15 protein-coding genes are annotated in these 14,822 nt (G+C 60.8%); 8 read left to right on the plus strand and 7 right to left on the minus strand.

Features of this window, described 5'->3' with window-relative positions; translation table 11 throughout:
- The first annotated feature begins 182 nt into the window (after positions 1–182).
- From IPM54_42385 to IPM54_42395, 3 genes are all read left to right on the plus strand, one after another.
- Positions 183–1,922 carry a hypothetical protein gene (locus IPM54_42385; protein ID MBK9266424.1) on the plus strand — a complete coding sequence of 580 codons (1,740 nt, stop codon included), beginning with the start codon at positions 183–185 and terminating at the stop codon, positions 1,920–1,922.
- Between the two features lie 273 nt (positions 1,923–2,195).
- A complete protein-coding gene (locus IPM54_42390; GenBank protein ID MBK9266425.1) occupies positions 2,196–3,170 on the plus strand; it encodes a galactokinase in 975 nt (324 codons plus the stop codon).
- A gap of 15 nt (positions 3,171–3,185) precedes the next feature.
- Positions 3,186–4,136 carry a GDP-mannose 4,6-dehydratase gene (locus tag IPM54_42395; GenBank protein ID MBK9266426.1) on the plus strand — a complete coding sequence of 317 codons (951 nt, stop codon included), beginning with the start codon at positions 3,186–3,188 and terminating at the stop codon, positions 4,134–4,136.
- A gap of 22 nt (positions 4,137–4,158) precedes the next feature.
- Here IPM54_42395 and IPM54_42400 read toward each other — a convergent pair whose 3' ends face one another.
- The gene (locus IPM54_42400) at positions 4,159–4,398 is read right to left on the minus strand and encodes a hypothetical protein (GenBank protein MBK9266427.1); all 240 of its coding nucleotides are present in this window, start codon (positions 4,396–4,398) and stop codon (positions 4,159–4,161) included.
- On the opposite strand from IPM54_42400, the gene IPM54_42405 reads away from it, so the two are divergent.
- The gene (locus IPM54_42405) at positions 4,397–4,882 is read left to right on the plus strand and encodes a hypothetical protein (GenBank protein MBK9266428.1); all 486 of its coding nucleotides are present in this window, start codon (positions 4,397–4,399) and stop codon (positions 4,880–4,882) included. The two genes, IPM54_42400 and IPM54_42405, sit on opposite strands and share 2 nt — an antisense overlap.
- A 66-nt stretch (positions 4,883–4,948) precedes the next feature.
- Positions 4,949–5,965 carry a peptidylprolyl isomerase gene (locus tag IPM54_42410; protein ID MBK9266429.1) on the plus strand — a complete coding sequence of 339 codons (1,017 nt, stop codon included), beginning with the start codon at positions 4,949–4,951 and terminating at the stop codon, positions 5,963–5,965.
- Here IPM54_42410 and IPM54_42415 read toward each other — a convergent pair whose 3' ends face one another.
- From IPM54_42415 to IPM54_42435, 5 genes are all read right to left on the minus strand, one after another.
- A complete protein-coding gene (locus IPM54_42415) occupies positions 5,966–6,289 on the minus strand; it encodes a type II toxin-antitoxin system RelE/ParE family toxin (protein MBK9266430.1) in 324 nt (107 codons plus the stop codon).
- Positions 6,286–6,513 carry an addiction module protein gene (locus tag IPM54_42420; GenBank protein MBK9266431.1) on the minus strand — a complete coding sequence of 76 codons (228 nt, stop codon included), beginning with the start codon at positions 6,511–6,513 and terminating at the stop codon, positions 6,286–6,288. The genes IPM54_42415 and IPM54_42420 overlap by 4 nt, the downstream gene beginning before the upstream one ends.
- Before the next feature lie 42 nt (positions 6,514–6,555).
- On the minus strand, positions 6,556–7,683 hold the full coding sequence (locus tag IPM54_42425; GenBank protein ID MBK9266432.1) for a prohibitin family protein: 1,128 nt from the start codon (positions 7,681–7,683) through the stop codon (positions 6,556–6,558).
- Positions 7,684–7,743: 60 nt separating this feature from the next.
- A complete protein-coding gene (locus IPM54_42430) occupies positions 7,744–9,273 on the minus strand; it encodes a DUF2330 domain-containing protein (GenBank protein MBK9266433.1) in 1,530 nt (509 codons plus the stop codon).
- 133 nt (positions 9,274–9,406) lie between these two features.
- Positions 9,407–10,204 (minus strand): hypothetical protein, encoded by a 798-nt coding sequence (locus IPM54_42435; protein ID MBK9266434.1) that lies wholly within the window; start codon positions 10,202–10,204, stop codon positions 9,407–9,409.
- Between the two features lie 153 nt (positions 10,205–10,357).
- Between IPM54_42435 and dusB the strand changes: the two genes are divergently transcribed.
- From dusB to IPM54_42450, 3 genes are all read left to right on the plus strand, one after another.
- A complete protein-coding gene (gene dusB, locus IPM54_42440; protein MBK9266435.1) occupies positions 10,358–11,281 on the plus strand; it encodes a tRNA dihydrouridine synthase DusB in 924 nt (307 codons plus the stop codon).
- A 96-nt stretch (positions 11,282–11,377) separates the two neighbouring features.
- Positions 11,378–11,863: a hypothetical protein gene (locus IPM54_42445; GenBank protein ID MBK9266436.1), complete on the plus strand. Its 486-nt coding sequence runs from the start codon at positions 11,378–11,380 to the stop codon at positions 11,861–11,863.
- Positions 11,864–11,901: 38 nt separating this feature from the next.
- Positions 11,902–13,989 carry a hypothetical protein gene (locus IPM54_42450; GenBank protein MBK9266437.1) on the plus strand — a complete coding sequence of 696 codons (2,088 nt, stop codon included), beginning with the start codon at positions 11,902–11,904 and terminating at the stop codon, positions 13,987–13,989.
- A 245-nt stretch (positions 13,990–14,234) separates the two neighbouring features.
- Here IPM54_42450 and IPM54_42455 read toward each other — a convergent pair whose 3' ends face one another.
- Positions 14,235–14,699 carry a hypothetical protein gene (locus IPM54_42455; protein MBK9266438.1) on the minus strand — a complete coding sequence of 155 codons (465 nt, stop codon included), beginning with the start codon at positions 14,697–14,699 and terminating at the stop codon, positions 14,235–14,237.
- Between the last annotated feature and the right edge of the window lie 123 nt (positions 14,700–14,822).

Here is a 14,822-nt window from a genome sequence, read left to right on the forward strand (position 1 = left end):
GCGCACCTTAGCCGATTCGGAGACGAAACGGAAGGGCGGTCGTAACGATCGCGTCAAACACCGCACGGGCCTGCGAAGAGACTTCTTGACATTCGCCTAGAGTTGTACGCGTGATGCAGTCGTAGGCTCACTGCTGGGAGCAACAAGTGGCTTCGTTGGGCCGTGTGGGAGAAAGCTGAGGCATGAATATTTTGAATTCAAAGCATCGCGCGTTCGTGGGTATGTGTTTCGCAGCACTTGTCGTCGAAGCGTGTGGGGGAGCTCCGGCGACGTCGCGCGGCAGTGCGGTGCTGGAATTTCCTGGCCGCGATGTGCTCGGTGCGATTGCGGCCAAACCGGTCGGCAAGGTTTCGATGCGCAAGACGGCGGATGCGGTGGATGCGTGGACGATCGAATCGGCGCCTGAAGCGGACAAGGGGCAGGAGGCTTGGACGCCGGGGAATTCGTGGGAGACGATGTTCGAGGAGGTTGCGAAAGCGAAGGCTCCGAAGGCTCGGCTGACGCGCGCGATGGCATGTGTTGCGCACGAGCTTGGGAGGTTTTACCTGGAAAAGAAGTCCGAGCCCGATGATGGGTTGCGGCGTTTCATGACGGGTGGTTGTGGGAATTTCGTGCCGGATGTGGGCGGCGGATATCTCGTGGATGAAGTGCCCGCGGACGTGAGCGACGAGGATCTTTTGAAGAATGCGGGGCCGAACATTCGCCAAGCTTTGGGCAAGAGTTTGGGTGGAAATCCCGATTTGGTCGGTTTTTGGTTTGGGCGAAAGGACAAACAAATTGTCGCGTATGTGGTGCAGGCGCGGGAAGAGGCGACCATCAAGCCGTTTTCGCTGACGCCTGACGAACGCGGGGAAGTGGTGATCGAGGGTCAGGTCTTGCAGCCGACGCAATATTTCAATGCATACGTCAACAAAGGTGCGACGGCGGTTGTCAAGTGCGAAATCGACATGTCGATGGTGCGGCCTAATTTCCGCATCATTTGCCCGATCGATGCGCAAGACGATACGGCATGGATTCAACTGCTATCGGTGCCGCCGAAGCGGGCGCTCGGTTCGGTGTTCGCGCAAGCGCTGGTGCGGAAAGAGGCGAATGTTTCGCCGAAGTACGCGGCGATTCGATATGGCGATGCGGCTCCGGCATCGACGCCGGAAAACTTCACGACGACGGTGATTCAAAACCTGAACAAGGCGCGCAAAGAGGCTGGTTTGTCCGAATTGACGCTGGCGCGTGAACAATCCAAGACGGCTGCGGCGGTTGCACCTCATTACTTTACGTCGATGTTCGACGAAAACCCGAATCCGGGGCAGGTGGACACGATAGCGCTCGCTTTGATGGCGGGCTGGGACGTGAAGGGAATGATTCGGGATGCGCAAATGGTATCGACGACGGCTGCGACGCTGGATGTGAGCAGGTGGCTGACGTCGGCGCTGGAGATGCCGATAGGTCGTCACACGTTATTTGATCCGAACATCGAGCAATTGGCGCTCGGGCCGATGATCATGCAGGACCAGGGGATGCTTGGATCGGTCGCGGTGGGATATCGGTTTCATCACGGAGCGGATCATGCGGACGACGAGCAGTATTTGCTTTCGCGCGTGATGCAGACGCGCAAGCGGCTGAATTTGTCGCCACCGAAGCGCCTTGGCGGGGTCGACGCGATTTTGAACGAGGAGCTGATGCGGGTGCACCAGAGCAAGCAGAGCCCGGTGGATGCAATGAACGCGGTGCTGCAGCGGTCGGTGGAGTCGTTTCAGCAGAGCATGCGTGGTTATGCGATACAAACGACGTCGCTCGAGGAGTTGACGCTTCCCGATGAGGTGTTGCGGCAACCGACGCTGCATCTGGACATTGGCGTGACGCATTTCAAGCCCGAAGATGGTGCGTGGGCGCAATATGCGATCATCGTCGTGTACGCGAATTGACTGAATCCAGGCCAAGATTTGCACGCTCGCTTCGCGCGCGTGGGACGCGCGCTTCGCGAGGCTAGTTCACGATGGGGGGGCCGAGGCTCGCCTCCCGGTGTTTTTGCGCTGCGCACAAAAACACGGCGAGGCTCGGCCCCCCCATACCCCCCGATTTGGCCTCGTTCCAAACTGAACGGGGCACGCGCGGGTTTGACAAACCGCACGAACACGGGTATGTTGTGGGCGAATTGCCTGGGGATGCTCGTCCCCGAAGGTTCGACCACGAGGCTCATGATCATCGCACGCAGTCCGTTACGAATCAGCTTGGGGGGCGGCGGGACGGACTTGCCGTCGTATTACCGGCAATATGGTGGGTTTCTCATCGCCGGCGCGATCAACAAGCACGTCTACGTGTCGGTGCATCGCACGTTCGAGAAACGCATTTTGGTGCGGTATTCGAAAATCGAGCAAGTGTCGACGAACTCGGAGATCCGGCATCCCATCGTGCGTGAAGCTTTGGAGCTTCTTGGAATCCGCGAACCGCAGCTCGAAATCACGACGATGGCGGACATTCCTGCCGGCACGGGGCTGGGGTCGTCGGGAAGTTTCGGCGTGTCGCTGCTGAAAGCGCTCGCTCGGTTTTCGCGCAAAACACTTTCGCAGCGCGAGCTTGCGGAGATGGCGTCGCACATCGAAATCGACATTTTGCGCGAGCCGGTGGGCAAACAGGACCAATATGCGTCCGCGCTGGGCGGCGTGAATTGTTATGAATTCCGGCCGGATGAATCGGTCGTCGTGACGCCGCTCGCCGTGGACGAACCGGTGCTCGTGCGATTCACGCAGCGGCTGCTGCTTTTTTGTACGGGCATCACGCGTGAAGCGTCGTCCATTTTGAAGGAGCAGGACGACAAGAGCCGCGCGCAGAGCAAGGAGATGATCGACAACTTGCACTTCATCAAAAACATCGGCATCGAATCCAAACGAACGCTGGAGCTGGGCGATTTGGATGCTTATGGCCGGCTGCTCGACGAGCATTGGCAATGGAAGAAAAAGCGTTCGTCAAAAATGACGAATTCGGACATCGATCGCTGGTACGACATCGGTCGTGAGCACGGCGCGATCGGGGGAAAACTGATTGGTGCAGGAGGTGGCGGTTTTTTGATGTTTTACACGCCCGACCCGACGCCCGTTCGTCGCGCCATGGAAGCCGAAGGGCTCATGGAGCTGCATTACGACTTCGATTATTTCGGTACGACCTTGCTCTAGCTCGTCGAGGAAACGATGCCCACACGATACTTCATCACAGGCGGCGCAGGATTCATCGGGTCGCACCTCGTCGAACGGCTGCTGGCCAAAACCGATGCGACCATCACGGTCTTCGACAACTTTCTCACGGGCACGGAAAAACACCTCGAAGCGGTGCGAAATAATCCGCGACTGACGGTGATTCGAGGTGACATTCGCGAGCCGGAGCTGCTCGGGCGATCGATTGCGGGGCACGACATCGTGTACCACTTCGCGTCGAATGCGGACATTGCGCGGGCCGTGGTCGAGCCGGACATCGATTTCGACAATGGGACGCTTTTGTGCCGCAACGTGCTCGAAGCGATGCGCAAAACGGGGGTGCGGCGGATTCGATTCACGTCGGGCAGCGGCGTTTATGGGGACATTCCGCCGACGCCCATTCCCGAAGATTGGCCGACGATGATTCCCGTGTCGACGTATGGCGCCGGAAAACTCGCAGCCGAAGCCCTCATCAGTGCGTATTGTTTCATGTTCGATTTCGAGGGGACGGTGTTTCGATTCGCCAACGTGGTGGGTCCAAGACAAACCCATGGAGTGGGCTACGACTTCGTTCGAAAGCTTCGGGCCAATCCGAATGAGCTGCTCATTTTGGGCGATGGTTCCCAGAGCAAACCCTACATTCACGTGTACGATGTGCTCGATGCTTTCGACACACTGGAACGCGAGCGCCGCGGCCCGTACGAATACTTCAATGTTGGAACGACGGACCACATCACGGTACGAGAAATTGCGGACATCGTGGTGCGGGAAATGGGGTTGTCCGATGTGAAATACGAATTCACGGGGGGACCTCGAGGGTGGAAAGGCGACGTGCCGGTTTATCGGCTGGACACGTCGAAAATCCGATCGCGAGGGTGGTCGAGCAAGTATTCTTCGGAGGGTGCCGTCACGGATGCGATTCGATCGATGATACGCGAAACTGCTTAACAAAAGGGGAAAACGTCATGCGCTACTTGGCTTGTGCGTCAATGGTTTCGATGGTGGCTCTGTTCGGATGCGATCCAACCGTCGAAGACAATAGCTCGTCGTCAACTTCGTCATCTTCGTCCGGCTCGTCTTCGTCTTCGAGCTCGTCTTCTTCGAGTGGAATGGGTGGAGGCGGAGGCTCGGGCGGAGGTGGTGGAATGGGCGGCGGCGGGGGCATGAATCCCGCACCGGGCCCCGAATGCACGAAGGATTCGGATTGCATGGTGGTCAATGACTGCTGCACGTGCGCTGGCATTCCCGTTGGCAGTCCGGCTCCGTCGTGTCCCATTTCGGAATGTTTTGCACCGGCGTGCGACGCGTCGGGGTTGTCCGCTGCTGCGCCCTTGTGCCGCGCCGGCCGATGCGTCATCGACGCCGATTGCAATCACGACAACGCGCTTTGCGACAGCCTTCCGCCAGCATGCCCACCAGGACAAACCGCTCACGTCAACGGACCATGCTGGGGCGGGTGTGTTGCGGTGGCGGAATGCCGCGAAGTGGGCGCGTGTAGTCAATGCACGAAGGATCAAGCGTGCATTGAAAACGTCGCATTCGTGGTGGAGCGGCATTGCGTGGACGTTCCGGCAGCTTGTGGGGGGCAAATCGATTGCAGTTGCGTAGGAGCGAGCTCGTGCATCAGCCCGTACGGTGTCTGCACGGATCCGCCCGATCCGGCGGTATTGAGCTGCGAGTGTCCGAATTGTTGAGGCTGCTGCGCCGGCAACGTCACAGAAATCGCGACGAACGGGCCGAGTTGTGCTACTGAGGCGCGAATGCGTGCTCGTCATCACCTCGTGGCGCTCGGCCTGCTCGCTCTGGCTGCGCTCTTTCCGCGTCCGGCCGAAGCGATCGTCGTGGAACGAATCGTCGCCATCGTCGGAGATGATCCCATTCTGCTGTCGGAGCTGCGCGGCCGCGCAAAGCCGTTCCTGATTCAGATCCAGCAGCGCGTACGGCCCGGCGCCGAACAAGCCGCAGCGGAGTCGGAAGTCTTCAAGGACATGCTCACGAAGATGATCGACGAGCGGCTGGAAGCTCAAGCAGCCATGCGTGCGGGTGTGTCGGTGACGAACGAGGAGATCGACAACGCCCTACGCAACATTGCCGCAGCGCAAGGCATCAGCGTTTCGGCGCTCTTGCGCGAGGCAAAGGCGCGATCGGGCATGCCGGAGCAGGACTACCGCGACGAGATCCGACGCCAGATCCTCGAAGGAAAGATGTTGCAACTGCGCGTACGAGGGCGCGTGCGCATCACCGAGGAAGACGTACGCACGATGTACGAGCGGACGGTGCGTGAAGAGAAGAAGCGGCGTGATTACCACCCTGCGTGGATCGTGCTGCAGCTCGTGCCGGGAGCGAGTCCTGCGGTGATCGAGGATCGCAAGAAGCTTGCGGCCGAGATCGTGGAGCGAGCGCGAAGCGGGGAAGACTTCGCGATGCTTGCGCAGGCGTATTCGGATGAGGCGGCGACGCGTGATGCAGGCGGGGATCTCGGCCTTCGTACGCCGCAAGGTTCGCCCGCGGCGAAGGCAGGTCAGCGGCCGGTGCTCGCGCCGGAGTTCGAGAACGCGGTGATGACGCTCGAGCCGGGCCAGATATCGGAGCCGATCGCGGTGGACCGAGGCATCGTGATCTTCAAGCTCATCTCGCGGCAGGCGTCGCGCTACAAGAGCTACGAAGAGTCGAAAGACGAGATGGTGCAGCGGCTTCAGACGGAGATTTTGGAGAAGGCGAAGCGCAAGTGGCTGGAGGAGCTGAACCAGCGCACGCGCGTGGAGCAGAGGCTGTAGCTAGTCCTCAGACAAACCGCGAACGCGTCCCAACCAATAACCTTCTCGCCGTTTGGTATGTGCAACAGCGAGAATCCGCGCTTCGGTACCGAGCAGAACAAAGACCACAGCGTACGGAAACCGCTTCACTACCGCACGTCTGAGCTCAACTTCCGAACAGATCATGAGCCTTGGAAACAGCAGCGGGCGTTCACGCACGTGTGTGAGAGCTGCATCGACTTCGTGAAGAAATTGCGCCCCTAAGCCTTTTCGCTGCCTGTCGTACCATTCGGCAGCGTCGGTTAGTTCGGCAAGCGCTTCACGATCGAACGAAAGGTTTTTCAAAACGAACCAAAGCGCCGTTCGAGCGTTGCCCGTGCATCACTCCAAGGCACCCCGGGTTCGCCTGCAAGTGCACGCCGAGCGCGACGCTCGATTTCGGCACACCACTCGTCGTCTGAACGTTCGTCGTCGGGCACGAGAGATGCCAACAACGTATCGGCAATCTCGCGCCGATCTTCGGCGGAAAGCTCGAGCACTTCCTGCATCAGACGTTCTTTCTGCGCCATGAAATGCACCCTAGCACAGCCGCGTGTTCACTCGCCATCCATTCACGGCTTCGCCGGCGCAGGCACTTCGACCGCTTTCGCATCCTTGACGACGGCGTCCTTCGCATCCTTCGCGGCCTTCTCCTCCGCCTTCTTCGCTTCAGCCTCGCGCTTCTCCATCTCCTCTTCCTGACCGAGAAGCTCGATCAACTTCTTTTCGTCGTCGGCCCCGCCCTTGCCGAGTTTGTCCACGTCGAACGTCAGCATGGGCAACGTGCCTGCACCATTCATCACGGGGAGGCGTCCGTTCCACCTTTCGAGCGCTCGGAATTGCAGCACGCTCGGCGTCATCGAGTACTTCAGGATGAGGTTTGACCGCGCTTCGGCCTTGGCCGTGATGAGCTTTGCGTCGGCTTCGCCTTTGGCTCGCGCACGCGCCGCGGATGCTTGCCCCTCGGCCTGCGTAATCGCTTGCTCCGCTTCGGCCTTCACCTGGCGCACGCGATTCTCCGCTTGGATCGCGTTCTGCGTCGCCTCCATCGCTCTGTTGATCGCGCTCGCCACGTTCTCGGGCAAACGCAGCGCACCGTTGATCGTGAGTTGGTCGATGACGAACCCGTCCTTGCCAAGCTGATCCTGCATCCGCTTCTGCACGTCCGCCACGAGCTTCGATTTGCCAGCCCCGTAGATGTCTTGCACGGGCATCTGCGAAGCGACCATGTTGAACCCTTCACGCATGGCGTTGCGCACGTAGCCGTTTGCAAGGTCGACGAGATCCGACTTGCGGAAGCGCAAATAGAGATGCGGCGCCATCGACGGCTCGATGTGGAACGAGAAACCGATGTCCGCGTTGATGTTCACGCCTTCTTGCGATGAAAACGTGATCGAGTCGTCCCTGCCCCCGCCTTCGTGCGCATCCCGCGTCCAAACGACGTTCTGTACGCTGGTGGGAAACCGGATGAGCTGCTCGGTGAGCGGGTTGTAGAAGACCCATCCGGTGACGACGGGAATGTCATCGACGCCGCGCGAGCTGCCCGCAAGCTTGACGCGAATGCCCACGTGTCCCGCATCGACACGGATGAGGCACGACGAGAGGACGATGGCAGCAACCGCGAGCACGATCGCTGCGGCGATGATGCGTTTGATGAAGTTTCCAGGAGGAGGGCTCGAGAAAGGACGGACTGTCGCCATGACGAGCGACTACCACACCCAGCGCGCGCACGCTCGGGATCGCGCGCGTGCAAGGTCGTCTCAAGCGGTCACGAAGCGACGCCTTGCGAGAGCCGCGAGCGACAAGAGGCCCAAACCGACGAGCACGACGAGATCGCCGCGCCTTCCTGGACCCGACCGATCACCGCTCTTCGCAATGGGCGCAACGGCGCCACCATCACCGCAGATGACCTGCACGTTCTTCGCGATCGCCGCTATTTTGATGTTGTCGACCGAGGATTGCTCGGCCGCCGCTTGCACGATCAAGTCATTGGCCAGCGCCGAGCGCGGCAAATCCGCCTCGATGCGCGTGAGCCACACATCTTTGGGGTGCAAACCATTCAACGCGACCGCGACATCGTCGAGCGCGCCCTCGATGTTGTCCACCAGTCCGCACGCGAGCGTTCTCGCGTCGATTTCGCCAGCTCCAACCGCACCGCACGAAGGATCGTCGTAGGGTTTGTCCAAAGGACACGGGTTCGTCACCATGAGCCCGCTCGCTGAAATGTTCGTCATGGCTTGAATGCACTCTTCGCCCGCGGCTTCACCGTTGTTGATCCCTTGCCGCACGTAAGCCGAGGCGATCGTGTTCGATAGCCCCAACGCTCCAGGCGCAGCGTACGTTCGCGTCGACGTACCGCCGAAGCCGTTCAAACCCTGCAGTTGAGACAGTAGGCCTCCTTGGAACGCAAACGACGTGAGCCATGTCGCGCCATCGTTCTGTTCCAGCGCCTTTGTCCGAAGCTCGCTGTAGTTGGAAGAAGTCGTCGCAAAATCCCAGGCGATGAGGTTTGTCGGAGCGACGGTATTCTTGAAATTCTTTGCTTCCCAACGACCTTCGCTGATGAGGAAAAGCGTGAGCGCCACGTTGGCCCCCGTGCCGATCGCCACCATTCGCAGCGGAAGCGTCGGGTTTGCCCCCGGCTGCACGACGCGTACGGGCTTCATCGCGCTCACGTCCTTTTCCGGCGCAAGTTTCAGCGCGATGAAGTCGAAGCCTTCGGCCACGTAGGCATCGACCACCGGTTGCGTCGATGGATCGAGCGCAAAACCGGCATTGGTGAGCCACGTGTTGAGCGCTCCGGGCACTTCCGTGCTGAGCGTCACGGTTTCGTAAGGACCAACCGATCCGCGATGAACGACGGTCACGGCAGGCCCGCCGCCTCCACCCGTTCCTTCGCCGGCAAAATCGGCGCGGGTCGCAGCGTCTGCCGACATGCCGCACCCAAAGCTCGGGCTGCTGCCGTTCGCACACGTGATTTGCGGCTGAAAGATCTGCGTGGTCGTCGCCGAATCGAGCGTGTCGAACCATGCATCGGTCGACACCTGAATGATCGCGCCAGGTTTGACCGGCAAAACCCACGCAAAACTCTCGGGCGCCCCGGCGTATTCGATTTGATCCCAAAGCACCGTCTGCTTGGGCGAAATGGAAAGCGCCATACGATGACCAGTCACGACGGTGTTTTCCTTGGGCGGGGGAACGCACGCGCCGCAGGCATCAGCATCGTGCGTCAGTCCGAAGGTGGAAAAACAGGCCGCAACGAGCGCAGGAAGAACGAAACGAAGTCGCATGGCAGTCTCCTTTCGAGAGTCCGACGGAAGGATATCCTGCGTCGGCTGAGCAAGAGCGATGCCGGGAGAGCACCTGGCCCGAGGGGTTCGGAACGCGGCCAAAGTGTGCCAAGCAAGGCAGCCACGTCCCGGATTACGGAGTCGTCCGCGCCACGTCGACGCGGCACTGCACGGGCAAGGTCAGACCGACTTGCTCGATGGAGATGTGTGTTTGCGAGATGCCCTGCGGCGGCTCGCAACTGACGACGTTGAGCGGCGCTTTTTCGGATTCCGCGGTGCGCGCGAATGCACGCGTGCGCTCGACCCAGCGCTTGACGAGCTCTGCGCGGTGCGCTTCGGGGTTGCGCAGCTTGACCTCGGGAGCGCCGAAGGCCGTGTCGAGCTGCGGTTGATCCTCGGGCGGAGGCGGCAATAGCGGTTTCGAGTCGTTCGATGCTTCCACGAGGGACGTCAAAACGCGCGCGCGCGCCCAATAATTCGCTTCGTTCGCGAGTGGCACTTCGACACTGCCATCCACGGTCACGACGTACTTCACGGGCGCGTCGTCTTTCGCCTTGCGGCCCGATCCGATGCTCGAAACGTTCGCACCGAGCATCGTCGTCGTAGCTTGGCCGCCGGTTGCAGCGGCAAACCGTTCCTGCACGACTTGTGCTGCTTTTTCGAGACTGGCGAGCACGGCTTTGACGTCGGTGCCTTCGAGGCGCAGGACAAACGGTACACACACGAGATCCGGGCGTACGACGAGGTCACCGCGCGTGTCGTGGCGCGGGATCGCGGGGGAGCTCGGGCCGGAAAATGAAGGCGATGACGGCGCTGAATACGACGAGCTCGACAGGAGAGATGGTGTCGAAGGCTCGGCGTACTGACTGCCCCCACAAGCAGCGACGGAGAGCGCTGCGGCGAACATGACGATGGAACGCGTGTGCATCATGGGGGCGAGTTTACGAGCAAAACGGCGCGGCGCGCTGGCACAACGGCGAACGTCGTGCTCTAACGTGCGACGCGTTTCGAGGCCCCTGCCGTGTCCGCCGTGCACCAACGATTCCAAGAAATTTTCGCTTCTCGCCCCGTGATCCTCGCGCCGATGGAGGACGTATCGGATGCCGTGTTTCGCGCCCTGTGCCGAGAGCTCGGCGCCGAGCTGTGCGTGACCGAGTTCGTCAATGTGGAAGGGCTCTTGCGAGGGTGCCGAAACGCCAAGCGCAAGCTGACCCTCGGCGCGGACGACCAACCCACGGCCATCCAGATTTACGGATCGGACCCGGACCGTTTGGCGGAAGCGGCCGAAGTCGCCGAAGAAGCACGGCCGTCGTTCATCGACATCAATTGTGGATGTTGGGTGCCGAAAATCGCCGGGCGCGGCGCTGGAGCTGGTTGGCTGCGCAATCCGGGGGCCATGGTCGCGATGGCAGACATGGTCGTGAAACGCGTGTCGCTCCCAGTGACGATCAAGACGCGTATTGGATGGGGACCGGAATCGGAGATGCCCATCGTCGATCTCGCCCGGCGGCTCGAGGACGTAGGCGTGGCAGCCCTGACCGTTCATTGCCGCACGGCCAACATGGGTCATTCGGGAGCGGCCGATTGGCAATGGGCGCGGCGAGCTCGGGAAGTGGTGAAAATTCCGGTCATCGTCAATGGCGATATCAAGACTGCCCAGGACGCACGGCGCGCATTGGACGAAACGGGTTGTGCTGGCGTGATGGTCGGCCGGCGTGCAATCGAGCATCCGTGGATTTTTCGCGAGGCCAATGCGCTATTGCGAGAAGGACGTGAGATCGATCCGCCCACGGCCGAAGAACGAATTGCATTGTGCAAAAAACACCTGGTGATGAATACGCGAGGGCGTGGAGAGCCGGCGGGTGTGCGGGTTACGCGGAGACATTTGGCGGGTTATCTGCACGGATTGCACGGTGCGGCGGCATTACGTCGCATGCTGAATGAATGCGATTCGCTGGACGGATGTTTGTCCATTCTGGACGAAGCGCTCGCCCGACGAGCGGCCTGATCAGGTTTTTCCGGACGAGAATTGGACGCACTTCCCGATGGTTCCGGGCGGCTCGCCGTGGCCAACTCCGCCTTCGAGGTACGTTCGGAGGACCCCATGCGCGATGCAAGTGAGCCTCGGTCTGGACGCGACAAACCACGCCGACAAACGCCCATGCGAATTTTGGTGGCGGACGAAGATCCGACCCGACGGCGCCTCATGGCATCGCTCATCGTGGACAAACTCGCCCCGGCCGTCGCGATTGAAGCGGGCGATGTGCCCTCGGCGCTCGAAGCATTGCTGACCAGGCATCCCGATTTCGTCTTCGGCGATCTTTGTTTGCCCGGACATTCGCAAGGCGGCTTTCGCCTGATCCTCGACGCAGCTTCCCTGGGCGTACCGGCGGTCGTGACGAGCGGTCCGATTGCCCGAGCGCTCGAATTGCGTCTGGCGGAATTGGGTATTGGCTGGGTGCCGAAAGGGGCATCTGAAAGCGCCTTGTTTGCGGTCATCGATCGTGCGCTCGAATTGCGACGTCATGCGCGATCCGATAGCAAGCTTCCGATGATGGAGTCATCCCGGCCGCGAATGCACACGGCGTAGGCCCGCGGAGGATGGCATTACCCCAAGCGCGAGGAAACGTGCGTACGCCAGTCGAGACTGCGTCGAACCTCGACGAGAGCGTCGTGGCCGAGGGGCTCGACGACGAGCTCGTTCGTCAACTGAGCCGACTGCTCGAAATCGACCCCGAGCGGGGGCAAATCGAGCCAGGTACGACTGAAACGGCGCTTCGGCGTGCGCGGACGCATCTGACGATCGCTCGGCTTTGTTTCGAGGCGGGATTGTCGGATCGCGCCGAGGCGGAAGCTCGCGTGGCGCTTGCGCTCACGAAGAATGACGAGCCGGCATTGGCGCTTTTGGCAGCCATTCACCATCAGCGAGGCGAGCTTGGAGCGGCCATTCGACTGCACGCAGAAATGGCAGCGCGCAAGCCGTCTGAGCCATCGGCGCTTGCCGAATTGGGGCGGCTTTTCGAGGCGAGTTTGCGGGCGGATCCAGCGGCTCGCCCGACGACGAACGGGTCGGATTCGGGGTCGACGCCACCGGGCATGTCGGACCTCGAACATGCTTTTCGTTTGAGTTTTTCCGGGAACCTTCAGCAAGCACTTCGGATCGTCGATCGAGTCGCGCTGCGTGCGAGAACCGAAGCGCGCTCGCTCTACAAGCTTGCGATGCTCGAGCGAGCATTCTTGCTCGAACAAGCGCATGACATTCGCGGAGCGATCGTGACGCTCGAGCGGCTTGCGGACGAACCGGGTCTGGCGAGCGATGTCGAGCGGCTTTTGTGTTTGTCGATGCTCTACGAACGCGAAGGGACCGTGGAGCGGATAAGGCGGGCGCTGCGAGCGGTTCGGCATGCGTATCTCGCGACGCGAAGGCCGACGCTGCTTCGTCGTATTGCGCGGCTCGCGAGTAAACTTGGACATGTGCAGATAGCGGAGGCGTTCGAGGCGAGGTATTTGGAGGTTTTTCGTCGTCGCATGCATGCGCTCACGCTGCGTGAAGTCGCGAGTGTCTTGCGGCTCGTCTACATACCGCCGGAGCATTTGGATCGATTACCGTTTGGTTCCAAAGCAATTTTGCATTTGGCGTCGCGTCATCATGATCGTAAGCGCATGGAACACCGGCGACGAGCGGCCATTCTGACGCTCTGGGCCGGCGACAGTGCACGCGCAGAATCGCTTTTCCGGGCGCTCGATGACGAAGGGCACGCAACGCCGGTTGATCTTTTGTACTACGCGGACGCGCTCGAGAATCGCGAAGAATCGGCGCGCGCTTTGGCAACGCGAAAGCGCGCCATCGCAGCACTGGACAAACTCGACGCCGCGGCGCTCGTTCGCTTTTGTGGTCGCTCGGATGTGACGGCAGACGACGTTCTGGCAGCACTTGGCGATGACGCGCGTATCGAGGAAGCGGCGCGGCTGCTCGATGCGCGGCACGCGGTTTGTCCTGACGATGCGGCGACGCTCGTGGCGCTTGCGCGCGTGGTGGAAGCGCGAGGGCATTTGGAAGAAGCGTCGGTGCACGAAGCGCATGCAAAGCTCGTGGGGCGGCGTGAATCGGCGCCAAGGCACGTCGTGCTTGCTGCGGCGGCCTTTCGTCGAGGTGGCGAAGTACGTGGAATCATTCACGAACTTTGGGTGGACAGCCGGCGCGTGAGAACGGGCCGCGGGGGGCTCGATGCAGACGACGTGCTCGGATCGGTTGCGCCGGATTTGCGCGCGCGAGCGGTGGCCATTTTTCACGCCGTACGATCGTTTGTCCGGGCGCGGTATCCTCACCGTGTGGTGCGGGATTTGGACGATCGGCGCTACTTCTTGCGCATCACCAAAGACGACGAACCTTCGTCCGGAGACAGTGCGGGTTTGCCCATTGCAGTGGCGTTCGCGAGCGCCATGCTCGGGTTTTCTCCACCAAGGAACATGGCATTTTCCGGCGCGCTGATTTGCGATGCGCACCATGTGCTCACGATTGGCAAAATTGGCGACGTGGATGCAAAGATTGAAGGGGCGTACGAGCGACGGCCGTGCAAAATCGTGCTACCGGCGGACAATCGTGACGACGTGACGTTCGCTGAACGAGTACCGCGCAAGATTGCCGAGGATACGGTGATTTTCGCGAGCACGTTGGATGAGGTATTGCGGATGTTGATGCAAAGAAGGGGTTGATCCGAAGCCAGGCCCGGATTTGTACGCTCGCTACGCACGCGCCGCGGGAACGCCTTGGTGAAGTAGGTACGAGCTCGAATTTTCTCGCGCTCGTGGTGGGTCCCGCTGTTTGAGCGCGCGAGTTCGGGGGAACCGCGAGCGCGAGAAAATTCGGGCTCGTACCGTGGCTCCATAAACACGAAAAGGGCAAGCCCCGATTGTCGTACGACAACCGGGGCTTCGATGCATTCAGCGGGATTGGGAGATCAGATGCCGAACGGGCGCCAGCCACCGACCATGGCTTCGTATTGTTGCCGCGCGAGCAGCGCCTGGAGGCGTTGACGCTCGATTTCGGCAGCGTACGGCGAGATCTGCCACGGCGTGGTCGGCGTGTGGCTGAAGCCGACTCGCTCACGGTTGAACGGATCGACGAACGTCTGGGGAATTGCCCCAGGCGTCGATTGCCAGCCCGGGATCGTATTGTATCCAAAAGGATACATGCCGCGATAATCATACCCCGAATGCGAGAATCCGGGATACTCCACGACGGAGCGCGGATCCACCGTCGGCACGCCAACGCCGAAGGGGCTCGTCACGAACGGAGTATGGGACAAGCCCATGCCGGTCGAGGGCAAACCAATGCGCTGAGCGCGGGCGAGGACGGAGATCGTCTCGCAGAGACACTCGTTGAGGCAATTGAGGCGATAGATTTCGTTCGTCTTCAGGTCCATTGTCATACCCCCCTGTACCAGGGATGTTTCGACTGCTTGACGCCCCGAAGCATCATTGCTCCGTGACGGTACTACCATTCCAGCGCTCTCGCGCGGGAAATCTTGTTTGGCGGGGGCATCCCC

It is taken from the genome of Polyangiaceae bacterium, assembly GCA_016715885.1.
GTDB lineage: Bacteria > Myxococcota_A > Polyangia > Polyangiales > Polyangiaceae > Polyangium.